The sequence below is a fragment of the Acinetobacter lwoffii genome (genome assembly GCF_049367455.1).
In the GTDB taxonomy this organism is placed as follows: domain Bacteria; phylum Pseudomonadota; class Gammaproteobacteria; order Pseudomonadales; family Moraxellaceae; genus Acinetobacter; species Acinetobacter lwoffii_W.
Map to the genome: position 1 here is coordinate 762367 of NZ_JBMPXW010000001.1, position 22811 is coordinate 785177.

General features: G+C 44.5%; 20 protein-coding genes. 9 read left to right on the top strand and 11 right to left on the bottom strand.

Annotation, left to right across the window (positions count from 1 at the left end; genetic code table 11):
• Nucleotides 1-6: 6 nt before the first annotated feature.
• The 4 genes from fabG to ACO1B7_RS03750 form a co-directional block, all read right to left on the bottom strand.
• Nucleotides 7-741 carry a 3-oxoacyl-ACP reductase FabG gene (gene fabG / locus ACO1B7_RS03735; protein WP_168386739.1) on the bottom strand — a complete coding sequence of 245 codons (735 nt, stop codon included), beginning with the start codon at nt 739-741 and terminating at the stop codon, nt 7-9.
• Nucleotides 738-1724, bottom strand: a complete 987-nt coding sequence (fabD, locus tag ACO1B7_RS03740; protein ID WP_168386738.1) for an ACP S-malonyltransferase — start codon at nt 1722-1724, stop codon at nt 738-740. Before fabD ends, fabG begins: the two co-directional genes overlap by 4 nt.
• Nucleotides 1725-1947: 223 nt before the next feature.
• Nucleotides 1948-2130: a 50S ribosomal protein L32 gene (gene rpmF, locus ACO1B7_RS03745; RefSeq protein ID WP_004279227.1), complete on the bottom strand. Its 183-nt coding sequence runs from the start codon at nt 2128-2130 to the stop codon at nt 1948-1950.
• A 77-nt stretch (nt 2131-2207) separates the two neighbouring features.
• Nucleotides 2208-2765, bottom strand: coding sequence for a YceD family protein (locus ACO1B7_RS03750; RefSeq protein WP_004279226.1), 558 nt, complete (start codon nt 2763-2765; stop codon nt 2208-2210).
• Between the two features lie 97 nt (nt 2766-2862).
• On the opposite strand from ACO1B7_RS03750, the gene ACO1B7_RS03755 reads away from it, so the two are divergent.
• The 3 genes from ACO1B7_RS03755 (at nt 2863) to ACO1B7_RS03765 (ending at nt 4560) form a co-directional block, all read left to right on the top strand.
• Nucleotides 2863-3525 (top strand): elongation factor P hydroxylase, encoded by a 663-nt coding sequence (locus ACO1B7_RS03755; RefSeq protein WP_168387083.1) that lies wholly within the window; start codon nt 2863-2865, stop codon nt 3523-3525.
• Nucleotides 3526-3612: 87 nt separating this feature from the next.
• On the top strand, nt 3613-4230 hold the full coding sequence (locus tag ACO1B7_RS03760; protein WP_004646095.1) for an L-threonylcarbamoyladenylate synthase: 618 nt from the start codon (nt 3613-3615) through the stop codon (nt 4228-4230).
• Nucleotides 4231-4275: 45 nt separating this feature from the next.
• Nucleotides 4276-4560, top strand: a complete 285-nt coding sequence (locus ACO1B7_RS03765; protein WP_168386737.1) for a hypothetical protein — start codon at nt 4276-4278, stop codon at nt 4558-4560.
• A gap of 81 nt (nt 4561-4641) precedes the next feature.
• Here the strand turns inward: ACO1B7_RS03765 and ACO1B7_RS03770 are convergent, their stop codons facing one another.
• Nucleotides 4642-5121, bottom strand: a complete 480-nt coding sequence (locus ACO1B7_RS03770; RefSeq protein WP_071851463.1) for a hypothetical protein — start codon at nt 5119-5121, stop codon at nt 4642-4644.
• 504 nt (nt 5122-5625) lie between these two features.
• On the opposite strand from ACO1B7_RS03770, the gene ACO1B7_RS03775 reads away from it, so the two are divergent.
• The 3 genes from ACO1B7_RS03775 to rluB are packed head-to-tail and all read left to right on the top strand — an operon-like array spanning nt 5626 to nt 8101.
• Nucleotides 5626-6420: a segregation and condensation protein A gene (locus ACO1B7_RS03775; RefSeq protein WP_216078146.1), complete on the top strand. Its 795-nt coding sequence runs from the start codon at nt 5626-5628 to the stop codon at nt 6418-6420.
• On the top strand, nt 6417-7007 hold the full coding sequence (gene scpB / locus ACO1B7_RS03780; RefSeq protein ID WP_005104832.1) for an SMC-Scp complex subunit ScpB: 591 nt from the start codon (nt 6417-6419) through the stop codon (nt 7005-7007). The genes ACO1B7_RS03775 and scpB overlap by 4 nt, the downstream gene beginning before the upstream one ends.
• Before the next feature lie 41 nt (nt 7008-7048).
• Nucleotides 7049-8101 (top strand): 23S rRNA pseudouridine(2605) synthase RluB, encoded by a 1053-nt coding sequence (rluB, locus tag ACO1B7_RS03785; protein ID WP_004646093.1) that lies wholly within the window; start codon nt 7049-7051, stop codon nt 8099-8101.
• Between the two features lie 56 nt (nt 8102-8157).
• Here the strand turns inward: rluB and ACO1B7_RS03790 are convergent, their stop codons facing one another.
• Genes ACO1B7_RS03790 through ACO1B7_RS03815 form a run of 6 tightly spaced genes read right to left on the bottom strand, consistent with a single transcriptional unit; the run spans nt 8158 to nt 17623 of the window.
• Nucleotides 8158-9894 (bottom strand): ABC transporter ATP-binding protein, encoded by a 1737-nt coding sequence (locus ACO1B7_RS03790; protein ID WP_262442609.1) that lies wholly within the window; start codon nt 9892-9894, stop codon nt 8158-8160.
• A 10-nt stretch (nt 9895-9904) separates the two neighbouring features.
• Complete coding sequence (locus ACO1B7_RS03795) at nt 9905-11056, bottom strand: ABC transporter permease (RefSeq protein WP_168386735.1); 1152 nt, start codon at nt 11054-11056, stop codon at nt 9905-9907.
• A 7-nt stretch (nt 11057-11063) separates the two neighbouring features.
• Nucleotides 11064-12002 (bottom strand): ABC transporter permease, encoded by a 939-nt coding sequence (locus ACO1B7_RS03800; protein WP_423089824.1) that lies wholly within the window; start codon nt 12000-12002, stop codon nt 11064-11066.
• Between the two features lie 12 nt (nt 12003-12014).
• Entirely contained in the window at nt 12015-14021 is a 2007-nt protein-coding gene (locus ACO1B7_RS03805) for a M3 family metallopeptidase (protein ID WP_168386733.1), read from the bottom strand.
• 20 nt (nt 14022-14041) lie between these two features.
• Complete coding sequence (locus tag ACO1B7_RS03810; protein ID WP_004730635.1) at nt 14042-15844, bottom strand: ABC transporter substrate-binding protein; 1803 nt, start codon at nt 15842-15844, stop codon at nt 14042-14044.
• Nucleotides 15845-15865: 21 nt separating this feature from the next.
• Nucleotides 15866-17623, bottom strand: coding sequence for an ABC transporter substrate-binding protein (locus tag ACO1B7_RS03815; RefSeq protein ID WP_423089825.1), 1758 nt, complete (start codon nt 17621-17623; stop codon nt 15866-15868).
• 724 nt (nt 17624-18347) lie between these two features.
• Between ACO1B7_RS03815 and ACO1B7_RS03820 the strand changes: the two genes are divergently transcribed.
• The 3 genes from ACO1B7_RS03820 (at nt 18348) to ACO1B7_RS03830 (ending at nt 22801) form a co-directional block, all read left to right on the top strand.
• Nucleotides 18348-21014, top strand: coding sequence for a TonB-dependent receptor (locus tag ACO1B7_RS03820; RefSeq protein WP_423089826.1), 2667 nt, complete (start codon nt 18348-18350; stop codon nt 21012-21014).
• Between the two features lie 151 nt (nt 21015-21165).
• Nucleotides 21166-21867 (top strand): energy transducer TonB, encoded by a 702-nt coding sequence (locus ACO1B7_RS03825; protein WP_004646084.1) that lies wholly within the window; start codon nt 21166-21168, stop codon nt 21865-21867.
• 34 nt (nt 21868-21901) lie between these two features.
• Nucleotides 21902-22801, top strand: coding sequence for a MotA/TolQ/ExbB proton channel family protein (locus ACO1B7_RS03830; protein WP_423089827.1), 900 nt, complete (start codon nt 21902-21904; stop codon nt 22799-22801).
• Nucleotides 22802-22811: the final 10 nt, after the last annotated feature.

The window sequence follows — 22811 nt, forward strand, 5'->3', positions numbered from 1 at the left end:
TTGAGCTTAGCTCATGTATAAGCCCCCATTTACATGCATAACTGTACCAGTAATGTAACTGGCTTTATCTGAAGCCAAGAAACTTACGGCATTTGCGATATCCTGTGGATCACCTAAACGGTTTAATGCCACTTGCTCAGTCATTTTTTTACGAATTTCTTCGCTTAACTGTTCAGTCATTTCAGTCGCAATAAAACCTGGTGCTACCGAGTTTACCGTAATCTGACGGCTACCCATTTCTTTGGCAAGGCTACGGCTAAATGCTTCAATACCTGCTTTGGCAGCAGAATAGTTGGCCTGACCCGGGTTGGCAAAGTGTGCCACCACAGAACTGATGTTGATGATGCGACCGAAACGCGCCTTGGTCATGCCTTTGAGTACGCGCTTAGACAAACGGTAAACTGCTTTCAGGTGAATATTTAAAATATCATCCCAGTCATCTTCAGACATACGCAGCAGCAAATTGTCTTTGGTAATACCGGCATTATTGACCAACGCAAGGACTGGACCATAGTTCTGTTCGATGTCCGTTACCAGCCCATCAATCGCTGCACCGTCACGTACATCTAGTACTCTTCCAGCACCATTTTCAGCAAACTGTGCAGATAATTTTTCCGCACCTGCTTTAGACGTTGCAGTACCTATGACAAAATAACCGTCTTGAATCAACTGTTGTGCGATCGCAGCACCAATACCACGACTTGCACCTGTTACCAGAGCAACTTTACGTTCCTGTGTCATGCACTTTTCCCTTCTGCCGCCAATACGGTGTTTAATGCATCTTCCAGACGGGATTGACTGTCCAGTGGAAGTGCTTTTTGAATATTCGGCAAGCGTTTCGCCAAGTTGGTCAATACATTACCCGGACCACATTCTACGATGTACTCAATGCCTTCATCTTGAAGGTATTGTAAGGTTTTGGTCCATTGTACTGACTCATAAAGTTGCGCGGTCAACGCCTGACGCAATTCATCTACATTGGTTGCCGCTTGCGCGCCTACATTTTGTAATACAGGAATACGTGGCAGCTCAATGGCGGTTTGTTCCAATGCCGGAGCAAACTGTTCAGCAGCAGGTTTCATCAATGAACAATGCGATGGAACCGATACTGGCAATGCAATGGCTTTTCCGCCGTTTTCTTTGGCCAATGCCATCACTGCTTCAACGCGATCTTTATTGCCTGCAACCACAACCTGCCCTTGCGCATTGTAGTTCGCCGCTTCGACAGAACCTTCGCCTGCTGCAGTTGCTTGTGCACACAGCTCAATCACTTTGGCATCGTCCAGACCCAAAATGGCAGCCATCGCACCCACACCCTGAGGTACAGCAGTTTGCATCAATTTGCCACGCAAGTTCACTAGCTTCGCAGTATCACCCAGGCTTAAAGCACCTGATGCAACCAGTGCGCTGTATTCACCCAGTGAATGGCCTGCAAGATATTTCGGTGCTACACCGCCAGATTCCAACCACACGCGCCATAAGGCAATACTTGCAGTCAGCAATACCGGCTGGGTAAATTCAGTTTGATCCAGACCTTCGCCACTTTGCGCAATCTGCCACAGATCAAAACCGACGGCTTCAGATGCTTCTGCAAATGTCTCGCGAATACTCGCAAACTGTTCTGCAAGCTCAGCCAGCATACCGGCTTTTTGGGAACCCTGACCCGGAAACACAAATGCAGTTTTTGTTGCGGGTGCTGCTTGTTCGAGTGGTGTAGCAGACATAATAAAATCCTTTCATTCAAGAGGTGTGCTTCTTCAATCCTAACAAGAAGACTGACCAATAAGACCACCTAAATCATTGTGGAGCGCAATTTAGCATGTAATTTTGCTGGCGGTAATTGCCAAATACAACAAAAAACCGATACACCTAAAAATCAAAAACAAAAAAAAGGGAGCTAAATGCTCCCATTTTTTCTACTAAGCTTGACGCTTAATACATCACCAATTATTCAGCAGATGCTTTAGCGAATAATTGACGACCACGGTAGATACCATCTTTAGATACGTGGTGACGACGGTGAGTCTCGCCAGTAGCTTGGTCTACAGTTAATGCATTCTCGGTTAAAGCGTCATGTGAACGGCGCATGTCACGGCGAGAGCGACTTTTACGGTTTTGCTGAACGGCCATGATGGCTCCTTACAAAGATCGAAAAAATGGATCAGAACAAATTCGATTGTCTTATACACAAGAGTATAACACAAAAATTAGTTAAGTTTACCCTTCAAAGCAGCCAAAACTTCAAACGGGTTGTCCCGTTTTTCTTCAGCCACTTCTTCTACGGCAGGTTGATGCTTATGTTCACAAAACTCATGTTTAGGCGACAACGGCATCAACAATAACAGTTCATCTTCTATCAGCGCGAGCAAATCAGCGGTCGCAGGTGCATCATAATCACCTTTGGTCGTTGCTTCACTTTCACCTAGGACGATGAAATCAGCATCCTCATCCAAGCGCTCTATCAGTGACTCATCATCCACAAGTGCTAAATGGAACGATGAAACCAGTTCAATTTCTACAGTTTCCAGACAACGCTGGCATTCCATAGGAACTTTTGTTTCAACGTGACCATCTAGCCATGCAATACGATGATAGGCATCCATTGATAGCTTACAGTCTATGTTAATCAATTGATCATCAATTGATCCAACAGCTTCACGAGCGATACGAACAAAGCGGGATAAAGGCAGTTGACCTGACCATTTAAAGCCCTGTTCAGCCCATTTAAACGGCTCAATCTGTGCCGGAAAGGTATTTGCTGACATAATTAAGGCGGCAATTCTACAAATTCATCAGTACTCTGTCAAAGATTAAGATACAATTTTGTACTTATTTCGACAGACCATTTGGGTAACTCAAGTCATGCATCTGTTGCAGCCGCAAACAGAAGTGAATGTTTCATCACTCGTTAGCACAATTCCAAGCCTTGATTCTGACAGTTCAACACAACAAGTGCAACTCTCGCCATGGGCGAATTTATCGTCAGAAGCGCAGCAAGTGGACTGGCTCATCTTACACTTTAATCACTGGTTTTCCCATTTAAATGTCACTTTAGTGCGCGGCGAATTTGAACCAGAATATTTCCCTGCCAGCGCAGACCGTCCTGCCCTGATCCAGTTTGCGCATGGTTTCTTTAATAGTGCCTTGCATGAAATCAGTCACTGGACCATTGCCGGAGACAAACGCCGTCTGTTGCCTGATCTGGGTTACTGGTATGCACCGGATGGCCGCACCCGCGAACAGCAGGCTTTATTTGAACAGGTCGAAATCAAGCCACAGGCGATTGAATGGATGTTTGCCCAGGCTTTTGGCCGTAAATTCCGGGTTTCTTTGGATAACCTGGCTGGCGACGGCGGTGATGGTGCCAGCTTTAAAGATAATGTCTACGCTCAAGTACAGGCTTATTTTAATGGTACAGCCAAACTTCCACGTGATGCAGCACGCTTTATCCAATGTATCTGTATCTGCATCAGAGGTGGCAAAAGTTTACAATCTGATGAATTTATACGTGAAATGCTTGATTAAATTACACAAATCTACCTTTTTTATGATTGCCAGATCTTGCCTGAGCGCCACATAATAAGCCATCAGCCCAAGCTTGGAGTAGTCTCTATGCTGCATTTACGCGTACACCCAGACAATCCGCAACCCCGCTTAATCAGTCAGGCAGTGGAACGTATCCGTGCGGGTGATGTGGTGGTCTATCCCACTGATGCGGCCTATGCGATTGGTTGCCAGATTGGGAACAAGAGTGCCATGGAGCGGATTGCGCAAATTCGTGGTTTGGGCCCAAAGCATCAATATGCGATTCTGTGCTGTGATTTATCCGATATTGCCACTTATGCCAAAGTGGACAATGCCATGTACCGTTTGCTGAAAAATAATACACCGGCCATCACGACCTTTATTTTACCTGCGACCAGTGAAGTGCCACGTCGGTTGATGCATCCCAAGAAAAAAACCATTGGTCTGCGCATTCCAAATAATCCGGTGTGTCAGATGCTGCTCAAAGAACTCGGTGAACCGTTGTTGACCTCTACCCTGATTTTACCGGGTCAGACTGACCCACTCGATGATCCTTATGATATTGAAATGCAACTGGGCAAACGCATTGATGTGTTTGTAGATAGTGGTTTAGGCACGTTAAGCACGACCTCTATTGTAGATTTATCAGGTGATCATCCAGAAGTGATTCGTCGTGGTATGGGAGATGTCAGCGCCTTTGAATAAATGACGCTTGAGAAATTCCTACAAACATTGAGGGAGTCAGAATGAATGGATTTATTTTATCTCCTACTGAATCAGCATGAATTTTCTGCACAGGATTTGATCTATGCAGAACTGCCTTGGACACTGCAATCCAAGGCAGTTCTGGTCGAAGCACATCCTTCTCCCCATCTCACTATAAATATTGATCATACTGAGTACCAATTTTTCCTGACGTTGGCTCTAGTGAGACAGTTGTTACAGATCTACTCCAACCAAAATGTATGCCTGGCAGAAACTTGCCAACGTATCATTGAATTTGCGACCAAGGAATACAGCCATTCCTCACCATGAAAATCTAAAACAGCATATGGTGAGAGGTTGCAGTTCTATTCTTTTCAATTCGGCAGATATGCAGTGGCTGGCAAAGACAGTTTAGGAATCTGAACTACGTTCATAATGACGAACCGCAATGAAATTTGGACATTGCGATAGCTTCTGTTCATGATGCATGAGCTCTTCACCCAGTTTATTTTTCAGATACACATGAAAAATAATCTGATCCTCTTCCAGTACATTCAGCATCGCTGTACGTGCCTTGGGTTCCATGACTTTAAAGGAGTTGATCGACTCACAAGACATGGCTTGCATATCCAGTTTAATCCGTTCATCCAGCTGATCACCCTCATAAGCCATATGCCGCATGTAAAAACGGATATTGGGATATTGGTCCAGCACACTAAAATCCATTTTCATGGCCTGCATGACAGGTCGGGCCTGTTCCGCAAAAGCTGAAAATCCACCTGATTTCAGCCCTGTGCGTGCTTCATCTTCAAGCTGCATAATCTGATATTTGGGATAAGCCCAAAATCCCCCGAATGCGATCATCCCAATAACAACCAGAATAAGTGGCATGCTTTCTTCACCTTTTTATTGATTTTTGTGATTCTTGACTATTTTTCGAGATTATAGCGGAATTTTCGACCAAAAATTATAGGGAAATATTTTATTAATACTTATTAATTTCATGTTTTTTAATGGGAAATCCGTTTAAAAATCATTCAATATCTGCCAGCTAGCTTATTTCCTACTTTAATGAGAATCACTGTATTGATCGAGTTTTTTAAGTGAATCAACTCACATCATCTACCAGATACGCTTAATTATGAGAACCAATTTAACCTAAAAATCACCGTAGCATTTCCAGCTATGTTTTGTCATTTTTCTCGTTGCTATTTTTAAATCGTAGATAAATTCCATTATTTTTTTAAGTTTTTATGGCTTTGACGGCTTATTTAATTTATTTAAAGTTACTTTTCCAGTACAATGACAACGCTTAATCCTGTGCTTTTCTTTCGATCAGATACCGAAAATCAAGCCTTTGCATGCCTTTGAAAATTCGCGTGGCCTATAATTGTAATGACTCAAATTATCCATAACACTATGGAATCTGCTCCGCACATTCGGGTTCTGGATGAATGGCAGGATACAATTCCAGAGGATCTGTACATTCCTCCAGCGGCATTTGAAATCTTATTAGAACATTTTGAAGGCCCACTCGACTTTTTAATTTACCTGATTCAAAAAAACGGTTTTGATCTGTTACAGGTCGATATCGCGCCAATTGCAGCACAGTATTTGTCTTATATGGATGCGATGAAATCTCTGAACATCGAGCTGACGGCCGACTATATGGTGATGGCAGCCTTACTGGCAGATCTGAAATCACGTTTGCTATTACCAAAACCGAAAAGCCTGGCTGCGATTGAACAGGATCCAAAACAAGAACTGATTGACCGTTTAGAAAATTATTTAAGAATTAAACAGGCAGCAGAACGTCTGGGCCAGATGCCAATTCTGGAACGAGACACTTTCACCACCAATGTCAGTTTGGGCGAAATCCAGCAGCCGAATGAAGGCTATTCAAGCGATTTATTGCGTGATGCCCTGCTTTGTATATTTAACCGTCCTGAACCCGTGATTCATCAGGTACAACAGGAACCGGTACTGTTAGAAGAACGGATTGCCTATATTGAAAGTTGTATTGAAACTGGCGCAGTGCTCAGCTTTAAGGACTTGTTAAAACCGAGCCAAGGCCGTATGGGTATGGTGGTGACCTTTATGGCGGTGCTGGAACTGACCCGACAACAAAAAATTCAGATTATTGCTACAGGTATTGAAGCCCCGCTCGCGATTCAAGGAGCCAGTCAATGACACTCGATCAAAATACGCTGTTATCTGCAGAAGATAATCTGCATGAAGTATTGATGCAGCTTGAAGCCATTATTTTTGCCAGCGACTCTGCGGTTTCATTGGCGCGTCTGAAAGAAGCTTTTCAGGATCGCTATAGCAAACAGGAATTACGTCAGTATTTACAACAACTTTCCATGCTGATGCATGGCCGTTCGATCGAACTGATTGAAACAGCACAAGGTTATCGTTTTCAAGTGCGTGCAAAATATCGTAATATTATTGCACAGACCTGGCCAGAGCGACCGGCTCGCTTGTCGCCTTCATTACTAGAGACACTTGCGGTGATTGCTTATCACCAGCCAGTGACTCGAGCGGATATTGAACAGATTCGTGGTGTCACGAATAACAGTCAAAACCTGCGTACGCTGTTTGACTGGAACTGGATTAAAGAGTCCGGATTTCGTGAACTCCCTGGAAGACCTGCGTTGTTAATGACAACGCCACAATTTTTAAATGCGTTTGGCCTGAATAGTTTGGGCCAATTGCCTCCCCTGCAGGATGCCAAGGAAGCTTTTATGGCCCTCGATGCGAATGCACCGAAGTCATAAATAGGTGAACTGTTGATAATTATTTCTAAGGTTATGCTGTCATGAGTGAAAAGTTGCAAAAGGTGCTTGCACGCGTTGGTTTGGGTTCTCGCCGTTATATGGAAGAAGTCATTGCCGCGGGTCGTGTAAGTGTCAACGGGCAAATTGCCCAAGTGGGTGAACGAATCGAACCAGGTGATGAGCTTCGCATCGATGGTCGTAAAGTTGCCTTCCAGATTGAAGACGAAATCCGTCGTCGTGTCATTATTTACTACAAGCCTGAAGGCGAGATCTGCTCACGTAGCGATCCTGAAAACCGTCCGACTGTATTTGAACAGCTGCCTGCTATTCCGGGCGATCGCTGGGTAATGGTGGGTCGTCTGGATATTAACTCGACGGGTCTGCTTTTATTCACAAATGATGGTGAACTTGCGAATCGCTTGATGCACCCATCGAATGAAATCGAACGTGAATATGCAGTTCGTGTCATGGGTGAAGTAACGCCACAAATTCGCAACAACATGCTTAAAGGCGTAGTGCTTGACGATGGTCCGGCAAAATTCGAATCTTTCTCTGAACTCGGTGGTGACGGGATCAACCGTTGGTTCCAGGTCGTGGTGAAAGAAGGTCGTAACCGTGAAGTCCGTCGTATCTTTGAATCACAAGGTCTGAAAGTTAGCCGTCTACTGCGTACCCGTTATGGCACCGTGATTCTGCCACGCGAACTGCGTACTGGCCGCTGGATTGAACTGGATAAAAACGATATCGACAACCTGACCAAAGCTGTGGAATTGAAACCACGTCAAGGTACTGGTTTGTTTGGTATGGCGAAACGCCGTAATGAACGTATGCAGGACAAGCCGATGGCTGCACGCCGTGGCGGTTTCTTGCGTCAGCAACGTCGTGACAGTGATGAGCAACCACAAAATAATACTGGCCGTGAGCGTCGTGATGACAATGCTTATGGTCGTCGTGACAGAGCTGAAAACCAGAATGGCACTCAGTTTGTGCGTCGTGAAAACCGTCCGGATCAAGGCTTTGGTCGTCGTGAAGAGCGTGATGAAAATGCGCCGCGTCGTCCATACGGTATCAACAAAGGCTTTAAAAAGTTTTAATTAAGATAAATAAAAAAAGTCAGGCACATTGCCTGACTTTTTTTATGCCTTATGCATCAGGCACTTTGTGGAATCCCTTGCGGAATGGCACCGAGTAAACGCTTGGTATATTCATGCTGTGGAGATTGATACAATTCATCTGAATTGGCGATTTCCACCAATTCACCATGATTCAGCACCATGATCTGATCTGAAATATATTTCACTACCGACAAATCATGTGAAATAAAGATATAGCTGAGTCCGAATTCATCCTGCAAATCTTGCAGTAAATTCAGCACCTGCGCCTGTACTGAGACATCCAGTGCCGAGACCGATTCATCGCAGATCAAAATCTCAGGCTTTAAGGTCAGGCAACGTGCGATTGCAATCCGCTGACGCTGACCACCGGAAAACTCATGCGGGTAGCGATAAAAAGCCTGAGCAGGCAAGCTGACCCGTTCCAGCAAATCCAGAGCCATTTGTTTGCGTTCGGCATCATCCTGACCAATCTTGTGAATCTGCATCGGTTCCATCAGGATTTGCCCTACGGTAAAGCGCGGATTCAGAGAAGCATAGGGATTCTGGAAAATGATCTGGATTTTACGTTGATACTGGGTAAATTCCTGTTCCGACATGTCCAGAATGTCCCGACCCTGAAACAGTGCCTTACCGCCCGTAGCCTTTTGCAGACGCATCAGCAACAAGCCAATGGTGGTTTTACCCGAACCGGACTCCCCGACCAACCCCAAGGTCTTGCCTTTGGCCAGCTGAAAAGAAACTCCTTTTACTGCTTGAAACTCATCTTTGCCAAACAGTCCTTTACGACTATAAAAAGATTTTTGCAGATCCCGTACATCCAGAATAATTTCCTCTCCGCCCTTTAGTCCACGTGAACGTTGCGGAAGCTGAGTATTCAGACGAATATCTTCCAGCCAGGTTGAACCATCCTGTTTCATAAAATCGCTGATCATCGGCAAACGTAACGGACGTTGCGAGAGTTGCGGGCGGCAGTGCAACAAGGCTTTGGTATACATGTCCTGAGGCCGGTCCAGCACCTCCCGAACCGGACCCTGTTCACGGATTTCACCATGGCGCATCACAATAACCTGATCGGCAATTTCACCAACCAATGCCAGATCATGGGTAATAAACAGCATCGACATCTGACGACGCTGACGTAGCGATTCCAGCAAGTCCAGAATCTGCTTTTGAATAGTCACATCCAGAGCGGTGGTCGGTTCATCTGCAATCAACAGTTTCGGTTCACAGGCAATAGCCATGGCAATCATGACCCGTTGCTGCTGTCCACCGGAAAGCTGCCCCGGATAGGCATCAATTTTAGTTTCTGGCGCAGGGATCCCCACTTCTTTGAGGAGCTCCAGGGTACGTTGCCGCGCCTGTTTTTTATTCATGCCTAAATGTAGTTGCAAGATTTCTGCAATCTGCATGCCTACCGTAAATACCGGATTTAGCGAAGACATTGGCTCCTGAAAAATCATGGCAATGTCTTTGCCGCACATCTTGCGCATTTCACGGGTTTTAAGCTTGAGCAGGTTTTTCCCTTCAAAGATGATCTGGCTATCTTCTGAAATACGTGCGCTTTCTGCCGGAAGCAGGCCCATAGTAGCGAGAGAAGTAACCGATTTGCCACTCCCCGATTCACCTACCAGTGCAACCGTGGTATTGGCCGGAATCTCGAAAGAAACCCCTTTTACGGTCTCAATATATTCTTTATTTTCACCTTTAAAACTGACTCGCAGATTTTCTACGCGAAGTAGCGCAGGTACTGTGCTTGGATTGATTTCAGACATCGTTGCGCTCCTATTTCAGTTTTGGATCTAATGCATCACGGAGTGCATCGGTAAACATCGAGAAAGCAGTCACCAATACCGCCATGGCGATTGAGGCTGCCGCTAGTTGCCACCATTTACCCAAAATCAGCTCGCTTTGCGCTTCATTTAGCATACTGCCCCATGACACTACCCCGATAGGCACACCGAAACCAAGGAAGCTCAAAATGACTTCAGACTTGATAAATGCCACCACCAGAATAGACATCTGTACCAGGGCAATATGGCTGACATTGGGAAAAATATGGACAAACATACGACGCATATTACTCACGCCAATCGCCTTGGCAGCCAGCACATATTCACGTGCCGTATGCTTCATGTATTCAGCACGAACCAAACGGAAGACCCCGGTCCAGCCAGTCAGACCTAAAATCAGGATGATTGATAAAATACCTTTCTGCTGTAACACTGCGGCAATGGCCAAAACCAGCAACAGATAGGGAATCGAGGTAAAGATATTATAGAACCAGTTTAGGACATCATCGACCCAACCACCAAAGTAACCTGCTATTGCACCCAGTGCAGTCCCAATCAGTACAGCGACAAAGGCTGCAATCAGTCCAACCAGAATCGAGGTTTCAGCCCCCTTAATGGTTTTCTGTAAAACATCCTGCCCCCATTTATCGGCACCGAAGACCAGACTTTGCTTGAGTTCCCCACTTTCATCCATCAGCTGGCCACCGAGTTCCTGATTAATGGCCTTCATGTCTTCTGCCAGCGGATCGACCACGCCATAATAATCGATGCCTGCACCAGCACCCTGCTCAGCAGCAATTTCAGCATTCAATTCAGCAATGACATCTTTTAAAGGATCAACTGGATTGACTGGTAGAGGTACAGATTCTGCGCCCTGCTCTGGATCAGATACAGCCGGAACTGGCGCTGCACTGATAAAACTCGGCGGTGCATAGCTGACCGCCACTTCTTTATTCCAGTCTTTGGCAATTAGGCCGCTCATTGACAGTACCAGCAGCAGCAGATAAAACAGCACCACATACAGGGAAAACATGGCAATCCGGTCACGTTTCAAACGGCGCATGGCCAGTTGCCATAATCCTGTTGAAGCCGATTCAGGTACTGCTTCAGCCGCTTGTTCTTTTTTAAATATCGCACTCAGCATAATTCACCTACTTCAACTGTACACGCGGATCGACCCATTTATAGATCAGATCGGCAATCAGGTTGAATATCATGGTCGCAGCAGCAACATAGACCGTAATGGCTTTAATCACAGGAAAATCGGAACGTTCTACCGCAATAATGACTTCACGGCCAATTCCAGGAATACCAAAAAAACGTTCAATCAGGAAAGCACCGATCAGCAGTGCCGGAAGTCCTGCCATGACATCGGTAATAATCGGAATCGAGGCATTGCGCAAGACATGCACGCCCATGATACGGTTTTCACCCAAGCCTTTGGCACGCGCAGTACGTACATAGTCCTGATTAACTTCATCCAGTACGAAACTACGATACAGGCGTAGTGTTGGTGCAATACTGACCACCAACATAATCAGCACAGGTAACAAGGCATATTTGAAAAGATTATTGGCGAAATTATCACTCCAGCCCTGTACCGGAAACCAGCTCAATTCATAAGCCAGGAAATACTGGAACACGATGATGTAAACCAGAATACTGATCGACATACCGATCGTACACAGCATCATGATCATGCGATCAGTCAAAGAACCACGAACCGAAGCCACCCCCAAAGCCAAAATGATAGAAATAATAGTTTGCAGAATGGTCAGTGGAATCAAAATGGTCAGTGAGGGCCCCAAACGGGTGGTGATAATCTGTGCCACCGACTCCCCGGTGCTCCAGCTCACCCCATAATCAAAGGTTAAAATCTGCTTGATAAAGATCCAGAGTTGTACGTAATACGGTTGATCCACACCCAGTTGCTGACGGATGTTTTCAATCTGTTCCGCATTGGCCATTTTACCGGCCAGAATATAGGCAGGGTCTCCGCCTACCCAGTTAAACAGCAGGAAGATCAGCAAAATCACCCCGAGCATGGTCGGGATCATTTGCCAAAGCCGTCGAATAATATATGCCAGCATCGCTTGTCTTCCTTAATTTTTTCCAGAGATTTCATTAAAGAAAGCTTTGCTGTCCGGATCACGACCCAAGAAGTCTTTCACCATTTGCTCGCCATGCTTTTGACCACCTTGAGCCAGGACCGTATTGCGATAATGCGCACCGACTTTCTTGTCCATCAGCTGATCGCCAAAGGAGGAAAGCATATCCAGGGCAATGACCTCAGACCACATATAGCTATAGTAACCTGCCTGATAGCCGCCCATCAGATGCCCGAACTGTCCCGGGAACTGCTGACCGTTAACATAACCCAAGGCAGTTTTACCTTCCATATCCTGCCAGAGTTTTAAAGGCTCAATGTTTTTTGCATCTTTACCATGCAAGGCCATATCATATTGGGCATATAAAGCCTGACGGGCATAATGCAGGCCTCGGCCGTAATTCTTCACATTCTTTAAGCGCTCGGTCATGGCAGCATCCACCCGAGGACATGCCGGCTCACAGTAATCTGCTACTTTTGACAAGGTTTCCAGACGGCGTGCCCACTCTTCATACATCTGTGATGGTGCTTCTACAAAGTCACGCTCTACCGAGGTACCAGACTGTTCTGTATAGCGGGTCTTCGAAAGAATCCCGTGCAAGGCATGACCCATTTCATGCACAAAGGTTTCCAGTTCATTGCTGTTCAAGCCCTTACGGTTAAAATTGGTCACCAGTACCGATACCGGACGACGCTGATTCAGGGTACTGCCGCCATAAGCTCCCCAGACAGCTGCATGCCCATATTTGCCTTCACGCGGGTATTTATCAACATATAATCCGCCCAGGAATTCGCCCGTAGCCTTGTCATGTACCGCATAATATTCCACTTCATCATGCCAGGCCTTGACTTTCACCGGCTTGAACTCAATGCCATAGAGTTCCGAAGAAATAGCGAATAACCATTTTTGCGATGCTTCTGTCGGGAAATAGTCCCGTAATTTTTCCTGGTCTACCTTGTATTTGGCCTGACGCAGTTTTTCACTCCAGTAGCCCTGATTCCAGCGGGTAATTTCTGCTTTCTCTAGTGGAACTTTTAAAGTTTCAGCCTTGAACTGGCGTAATTGTTCTACATCCTGCTTTTCTAGAGGTGCAACTTTGGCATAAACCTCATCCAGAAAACCGTTCACTGCTTCCGGAGTTTTGGCCATGCGGAATTCAAGCGCAGAATGAGCATAGCTTTCCTTATCAAAAAGTTGTGCCATTTCATAACGCAGATCAATGGCCTTTTTCATGAATTGCAGGTTTTGTTCAGTCCCGCGACGCGTATAAGCGGTTTGGTAGCGTTTGCGTGCTTCATCACTTTCTGCCAGCTCCATAAAAGGCTGGTATTCCGGATAATCAAAGCCCAGCAGATAATTGCCCTTTTCATTTTTCTTTAAATTTGCGATATAACTTTCTGGTAGGCCTTTCATTTCAGCTGGAGTAAATTCAACTTTTTCAGGGTTATCCCGCACATTTTTGGAAAAATCCTGCCCCAGTTTGGTACTTTCTTCAATAATTTCTTTCAGTCGTTTCTGTTTTTCTGCACTGAGTTGTACCCCGGTGTTCTCAAACTGCTCCAGAATATCTTCTAAAAGTTTCTGATCAATCGGATCACTGGCTTTCAGTTTCTTGAACTGGGCATACAGTTTAGGATTCTGATACAGGGTGGTCTGGTATTTGCTGATTTTAAGTTCACAGTCATCGGCTGCCTGACGCAATGCAGGATCCGGATCGACATTACTGTACAGCCCTACTGCAGCACCGAAATCACGGGCTTTGGCATGCAATTCATCCCATTCAGCCAGATAAGGCCCTGCCTTGGCTTTATTTTTAATTTTCTTATTTTCAAATATCTGGATATCTTTTTGCATGGAGGCCAGACTGGCATCACATAAAGACGGAATTTCTGCAGCCTTGAATAATGGCAGCAGCTGCGCTTGGGTTTCTGCCGCTACACCTTGATATCCCCCCATCATCATTAAACATAAGGTACTTAATTTTAAAGATTTTGATTTCATATTCATCTCCAGATTTTTTCTTACTTTTTCGTATTAATATCGATATACATCCATTCTGAAGACAGAATCGGATGGGACTTATGTCCAATAATTTGGGGTTGGGTCAAGGCATTACGGTAGGTGCTATAGAGCATCAGGGTCGGCATGTTGACTTCGAGAATCCTGGTCATTTTGCGATAGAGCAGATCACGCTCCGGACCTGGCGGCATGCTCTGGGTTTGCTCGTAAAGACGGTCAAATTCAGGATGCTTGAAACAGGCATTGTTGGTGACATTGACATTCTTGCCATAGAACAGCTGCATAAAATTGTCGGCATCCGGATAATCGGCAATCCATGCAGAACTCTTGAACATGGTTTTACATTGCTTTTCCAGCTTGATGCCTTCAGCAAATGGCATGGCCTTACTGGTCAATCGAATATGAATACTGTCCAGGGTCTTTTTCCAGAACTCACCCTGTTGCTGGCCCCGACTGGTATTCCCAGTAATCAGTTCAATCACCAGAGGTTTACCTTCAGGCGTTTTCCGCCAGCCATCTGCACCGATCTTGTAGTTATAGCGGTCGAGCAACATGTTGGCTGCTTTGACTGAATAGGGAATACTGCTTTTATAGGACGGTGAATAGCCTGCTACTCCTGGGGGGATAGGCATGTGCAGTTTTGCTCCATCCCCCTTAAGTAATACATTGATCATGTTTTCTACAGAAAATGCCATCGCCATGGCACGACGTAAGGCAATTTTTTCTGGCGCGAAACCACCCACGACCGGGTTTTGCATATTCCAGTAATGGTAGCTAATGGAGGGCTCTAAAATACGTGACAGCTTCACTCCCTGCTGAGCCAGCTCAGGCTTTAATTTGTCACCATCGAGGGCCTGTACGACGATATCGCCCTCAATTTCGAGCAGGTCCAGTTCATTTTTCTTAAATGCCAGCATCCGGGATTGCGCTTCTTCAATAACACGCACATCAATAGTGCCGATTTGAGGCATTTTTTTGCCCTGCATGGCTTTTACAATAGCCTGATCTTCTGCACCACTGGCTTTAAAGTCCCAGACAAAACCACGATAAGCTGGATTTGGTTTTAAGATAATCCGTGAGCCTGGTGTCCAGCGACTGAGCACATAAGGACCAGTTCCCACTGGCCTATTCATGACCCAACCCGCTTTGTCTTTATATTTTTCAATCACTTCACGAGCTACTGCAGCGGCAGGCCCATGTGCCAGCAACATCGGAAAGTTCTGATCCGGATTATTCAGCTTTAATATCAAGGTATAGCGGTCTGGGGTCTGAATACCTTCAAACGGATTTTCATAGGCTTTGCCATTTTTTTTGGTTAGGGCCATCCATGCGTCCAGCCCCTTAATTCGGCCATCCAGCAACCAGCTGTTCGGTGAATGCAGCTTTGGGTCCAGTAGACGTTTCAAGCTATAGGCATAGTCATACGAAGTCAGTTCACGTTTTTTACCGCCGAAAACAGGATCATCGGCAAAGTAAATGTCCTTTTTGATTTTGATGGTATAAGTCAGGCCATCCGCACTGACTTGAGGCAGACTGACTGCAGTTAATGGCACTAATTTTGCCGGCGAGGCCAGATAGTCATAGGTAAATAAGGTCTCAAAAATCGCGGCATTAATCTTGGCTGAATAACGGTCATGGATATAACCCGGATCAAAACCGGTTTCAGCCGCCGGAAATACTGTTTTTAAAACTTTATTCGGGTTGGCAGGATTGGCAGCCCATGTGGACGCAACCCCTGCCATCATCAAACCAGCCACTAACACCCCACGAGCCAGTTTTTTTAAAGCATTTGTATTCACATTCATATGGTTCTTAATCTTCTCAAGTTATTTTTTAACAGGTTCAATATCCATATATTGCCAAACTGCTCTGGTCACCGGATGGGCTTTAAAGCCCTGTACATGCGGATGAATCAACCAGTTGCGTATACGGGTATTGTGCAGAATCCATGGATTATCGGCCTCCATCTGACGGTTCATCTGCTCATAATATGGCGTCCGCTGCTGCGGCGGCAGTTTCATCGCGGTCTGGTACAATGCGTCATAGGCTTTTGAGGTATAGCAACTCAGGTTGCCTTGCTGCGCATTTGGCCCATACAGTAACTGGGCAAAGTTTTCCCCTTCCGGATAGTCCGCAATCCAGGCTCCCCCCCACATCATATGTTTGCATTGGGTGGCTTCTTTTAAATTGTCAGCAAAATTACTGACCTTGAACTCAATTCGCACCCCGATCGCATCCAGATTCTTTTTCCATAACTCTGCAGAAATCACCGAAGAGCTTGAGCTGGTTGAATTCATTTTTAGTGTCAAAGGTTTGCCATCAGGCAAGGTTCGGTAACCATCAGCGCCTTTCTTATAGCCAAAGCGGTCAAGCAGTTTATTGGCCAGTAATGGGTTATAAGCAATACTGCTTTTATACGTCGGGTCATGTCCACCCACTCCCTCTGGCAAAATCATTTCAGCTTTATCGGCATGACCTTTGTACAACTGCTGGATAGCTTCTTTCTGGTTATAGGACAAGGCGAGAGCACGACGTAAGGCAATTTTTTCCAGTGAATTCCCACCAATCACCGGATCACGCATATTCATGATAGTGTAGGTAATTTCCGGTTCTTTATTTGGATAGTGCAGGATGCCTTTTTTCTTGTATTCACTTTTCAGCTGCTTATTTTCCAGTGCCTGTTCGGCGCCACTCGCAGTGAGTTTGTCATAGTCCAGTTGTCCAGACTTTAAAGCCAGCCAGCGCGACTGCTCCTCTTCAATAATACTGATTTTGACCTTGCCAATTTGCGGCATCTGCTTGCCTTGCATGGCTTTGACAATACGTTGATCCCATTCGGAACCATCGCCCTTAAAGTTCCAGACAAAACCACGATAATTCGGGTTGGCGGTCAGTTCAATACGGCTACGCGGCACATATTTGTGTAACTGATACGCCCCTGTTCCAACCGGATGCTGACCTGCCCGATGACCATAATGCTCGATTACTTCACGGGCTGTGCCACTAAAAGCCACATAGGCCAGAATATAGGGAAAATTCAGATCGGAACGGGTCAGGGTAATTTGTAAAGTATATTTATCTAGCGCTTTTAAACCGGGAATAGGTGCATCGTAGTTGAACTTGCCAGTTTTTTTAGCCTGCTGGATGACCTGATCTGCCCCAAGGATTTTTCCCTCGATAAAAGAAAAAGAAGGAGAATGATTTTTGGGATCCATGATCCTTTGCATGGAGTAGATATAATCACGCGCCACCAGTTCACGCTTCTTGCCCTGAAATACAGGATCAGGACTAAAATAAATTCCTGGCTTGATTTTAAAGGTATAAACTTTTCCATCCTGCTCAACCTTGGGTAAAGATTCGGCTGTATTTGGAGCCAAGATTGCAGGCCGCGCCAGATAATCATAACGCAATAAAGGTTCAAAAATAGCTTCGGCAATGCTGCCACTGTAGAAATTATAGGTTTTGACCATATCAAAACCGTCATCAGGTGCTTCGAAAGCTAGGTTTAAAACTTTATCCGGATGTGCAGATGATTTTGCCCAAGAGGCTTGCCCCGTAGTCATGGCCAAGGCCAAAATTGTCATGCTGAAAAGTGCTGATTTCAAATTTGTACCTATTCTTGATCTTGAAGTTTTATTGCTATAGGAAGTCTTTAACACATCATCCCATATTTGCTTCAATGGATGGGTCAAAGCTGGACAGATGGAATAAAATGAACAAAGCGAATTTCATGCCATCCTCGAAAAATAACGATTTTTTCCTGTTATTAACTCAAAAAAGCTTATTTTTATTAATCATTTAAAACATTATCAATAACATAATATTTTCCATGAATCATTAATTTAATATTTATTCTTAAAATCTAGCTCCAAGCCTAGTCTGCACAAAAATAAACCAGACCTGTTTCATATTATTGCATCCTCCCACTACTTCAACCCAAGAAAATACATACATAAGCAAATGAAATATATAATTATTATCTTATTAAATTATTGTATATTTTATGTAAAAATCATGCACCATGATTGAACTTTATTCAATTTCCCTTTCAGTTTTAGATTCCATTCTTATTCATTAAATATTTATTTTTTACTTTCTCATGGTTTCCTATAGAGACTTTCTTCAGATTTTAAACCCTACTCTCTTAATATTTCTTCATCAGAATTTAGTAAATCTCTAAAAAAACCAAATTAAATATAATTCTTTCAATTACTTAATGTTTTTTAAAGTTAATAATTTATAAGTTGGCATTCGCTTTGCTTAAGTCCTCCCAGCACTACTTCACATAACAAAAGGGTGAAAATTACGATGAAAAAAAACAAATTGGTCAGATCTATGGGGGCTCCAACAGTTGGTAAGACAATACTCAAGTTAAGTACGCTTACCTTAAGTATGATGTGTCTGTCTTTGGCACATGCAGCAGATGAACCAGAAAACTCCGCTGCCCAACCTACCAAGGTTCAGAAAGTGACAGTGACGGGTTCGTCTATTAAAGGTGTAGCCGCACAAAGTGCATCGCCAATCACTATCATTAAAGGTGAAGACCTCGCTAAACAAGGTGTTACTACGGTAGAAGAGGCCTTATCAAAAGTTAGTGCAAACCAAAGTGACTTTAACACAGCACGTAATGTCGGTATGGGTGCAACTTCAGGCTCGACAGCAAGCCTCCGTGGTTTGGGATCTGACAAAACTTTAGTGTTATTGAATGGTCGTAGACTTGCTTATAGCCCGTACAGTGCATCCTCTACAAATTTAAATATTATCCCAATGGGCATGATTGAACGTATCGAAGTTTTACGTGATGGCGCCTCAGCAGTATATGGTGCAGATGCAATTGCAGGTGTAATTAACTTTATCACTAAAGATGAATATGAAGGATTATCTGTTTCAGGCACTATCCATGAAACAGAACATGCAGGTGGTGAAGAAAAACAAGCATCCATCTTTGGTGGTTATGGTGACTTAAACGAGCAAGGCTTCAATATCATGGGGGTGATTGATTACAGAAAATCTGAATCTATCCATGCCAAAGATCGTTCATTTAGCCGACGTGGTACTATTATCCCCGAATTAGGTTTTAGTGAAGCAAATGGCTCAGGTGGGCCATTTCCAGCCAATATTGTAGGACTTCCTACTGGTTCAGCAAACCCATATATTAGTGATTGTGGTAATGTCCCTAATACTTACCCAGTTGGAACAATTTGCCGCCTAAATACTCAGGCTTTAATTCGAATTGCACCAGAAACTGAAAATCTCTCTACCTTAATCAAAGGTAAATTAAGATTAAATGACAACTTAAATGCGGTTGGCGAATATGTCTTTACACGTTCAGAAGTCATTACTTCAGTAGCACCAGATGTTTATATTGGACCTGGAGGTACAGTTTCTCTCGATCCTACTAGTAAATATTATCCAGGATCAGGAATTACACCTTCAGTAGATGGTGTAACAGGACAACCTTTAACACTCCAACTCCGCTCTCAGGCAGGTAACCGTATAGGTCAACAAACAGAAGATGCTCATCGTATCTTCACAGGTATCGAAGGTGAAGCCCTTGGCTGGGATGTAAATGCTGGTATTGCTTATGCAAAAAGTAAAGCAACTGATAGCCTTCTGAGCGGGTATCTTCATAAGGAAAATTTACAAGATGCACTAAATGCAGGCTTAGTCAACCCCTTTGGCCCTTCGGCAGTAGGAGACACACCATGGGAATCATTCTCAGTAACAGGTGATACGCAGACTGCAACACTGGAATCTACCACTGTAGACTTTACTATCAGCCGCCCAATTTATGCCTTACCGGCAGGTGATGTCGGATTTGCACTTGGTGCAAGCTATACCACTCAAGACTGGGGAAGCACTGTAAATAATGAACTTGCAGCAATGGTACCAAGTACAGGTACATCCGCTGGCTCCCCTCCTAGTTCTGGGGACCGCTCAATTACAGCTATATTCTCCGAAGTACACATTCCAATTTTGTCAAGCTTAGAAGCTCAACTTGCAGCACGTTATGACAACTATGATGATGTAGGTGATACATTCAATCCTAAAATTGCCCTGCGTTGGGAGCCTCTAAAAGAACTGATGTTCCGTACTTCTTATAGTACAGGTTTCAAAGCACCAACGATGTCAGATATGTATGCTCAAGCTGCTGAAACAAATACATCACAACAAAGTGATCCTATACTTTGTCCGAATGGTGTAGCAGTTTCTCCTGTGTATGATACTGAGTGTAATACACAATTTAAACGCCGCTCTAATGGAACTCCGACTCTAGAAGCTGAAGAGTCAACATCGTTCACTGCTGGTTTCGTATATGAGCCTATTAAGAATCTTGTATTCACAATGGACTATTTCAATATTGAAATCGATAACCTAATTAGTGGTATCACTGAATTGGATATTTTTGCTGATCCAATCAAATACGCTGACAATTTTGTCCGTGATTCCGATGGAACTATCGCATATATCAATGAAGTCGGGATTAATGCTGGTGGTGAAAAAGTTTCTGGTATAGATGTCAGTCTGAATTATTTGACACCTCAAACTTCTACCGGCCGTTGGGGTTTTGGTATTGATGGAACCTACACAATGAACCATGAATATCAACTAGAGAAAAACGGAGAGTGGGACAACCTACTGGGGCAATATGTTTATGCTCCTATCAGTCGTTGGAAGCATGTTGCAAATATTAACTGGTCATATAAAGACTGGTCTATGATTTTAGAGCAACAGTTCAAAGGTGGCTATTTAGACTACTACGGCGAACGCCATGTCGGTGACTCTACGCTCTATAACTTTGCAACGACTTATAAAGGCTTCAATAACTTAGAAATAACAGGTGGTATTTTAAACATGTTTGATGAAACACCTCCAGCTTCAGATACTCGAGAGCTATTCCAAGTTGGTTACGATCCTCGCCATGGTGACCATACAGGCCGTACTTTCTACCTTCGCGGTACATACAATTTCTGATTAGTATCCTCCTGCAAACACTGCTGCCAAGCAGTGTTTGCGGTTTCCCCCACTTAATTTCAGCCAAACAAAAAATAATGCAGCCTGTAACCAAAAACAATTTTCTCATCAGTGCACTATTTCCTGTTTGTCTTAAATTCTAGGAGTCATGATGGGCACAAAGTTTGAAGACTTAGAAAAAAACTCCGCCAAAAAACTGACTGGTATTGGGGTCGTTGTTTTTTTGCATATCCTGGTGGGCCTGGTACTCATGGCTGGTATGGCAAAAGACATTATTAAACCAACGGAACAGCCGGTAGAACTGATGATCATTCAGGATATCAAACCGCCTGAACCTGAGCCACCAAAAGAAACACCACCTGAACCACCAAAAATCGTGGAAAAAGTAGCACAAGTGCCTGAGGTGAAACCGGTTGAAAAAGTCGTTCCTGTACAGAAAACACTTCCAACACCAACCCAACCGACAACTGTTGCAGTACCTACTCCCGTTGCAGCGAGTCCTTCACCAAGTCCGGTAGCAGCACCGGCTCCAGTAGTCGCAGCCGCTCCAGCCCCAGCTCCTCCACCCGCTGGTGTCACTCGTGGTGTTTCACAAGGTGAAGCAGGTTGTAAACGCCCAGACTATCCACGTGATGCACTGATGAATGAAGAACAAGGTGAAGTCTTGATCTCTGTATATGTAAATACCACCGGCAAGGTCCAGGATGCCAAAGTGAAAAAGTCGAGCGGTAGTCGTGCGCTGGATCGTGCAGCATCCAAGGCCTTCAGCTTATGTACTTTCAAGCCGGCAATGAAAAATGGCGAACCGCAAGAATCTTGGTATGACATTCCATATGAATTTGTCCTTGACTAACACATACAAAAGATAAAGAAAAATCAGGAGATCCATGATGAAAAAATCATTCAAACCTTTAAAAAATATGACTGCTGCTGGTGTAATTGCCATGAGCACTTTATTACCTCTGCAAACAGTTTTTGCAGAACAGTCCGCTACCCCCAATACCAGTGCTGTCACTGAAACAGTGGTAACAACACCTGCAACAGCGGCTACACCGACCCCGCCACCACTGCCTGCTGAAGCTAGCGATGAAAAAGCTGGATACAATCCTTATGGCCTAGAAGCCATGTGGAAAGAAGGTGATATTGTTTCTAAAATCACTTTGTTTATTCTGGTGGTCATGTCGATCGGTACCTGGTACATCATGATCAGCAAATGTTTACAGCAAAGTAAGATCCGTAAGCAAGCCAAGGAAGCTGAACACCAATTCTGGGAATCATCTTCTCTAGATAATGCAACCGAGAATCTGGATGAAGCCAGCGTCTACCGTTTTATTGCGGAAAAAGGTATCAAGTCAACCAAAAATCATGGTGGCACATTACTTGAACGTATTGATTTCAATACCTGGGTCACCATTTCGATTTCCCGTGCAATCGACAAAATCCAGAACCATCTGAGTGGTGGCCTGGCCTTCCTTGCGACAGTCGGTTCTACTGCGCCCTTTGTTGGCCTGTTTGGTACGGTTTGGGGTATTTATCACGCACTTACCGCGATTGGTGTTTCTGGTCAGGCTTCGATTGATAAAGTAGCAGGTCCAGTGGGTGAAGCACTGATCATGACAGCGATCGGTCTGGCAGTCGCAGTTCCTGCGGTACTCGGCTACAACTGGTTGACTCGCCGTAATAAAGCGGTCATGGAAGAAGTACGTACCTTTGGTTCTGATTTACACGCAGTATTACTCAGCGGCGAAATTACGACCAACAATCCTGTTAATCGTGACGTGAAGTAAGAGTGAGGTA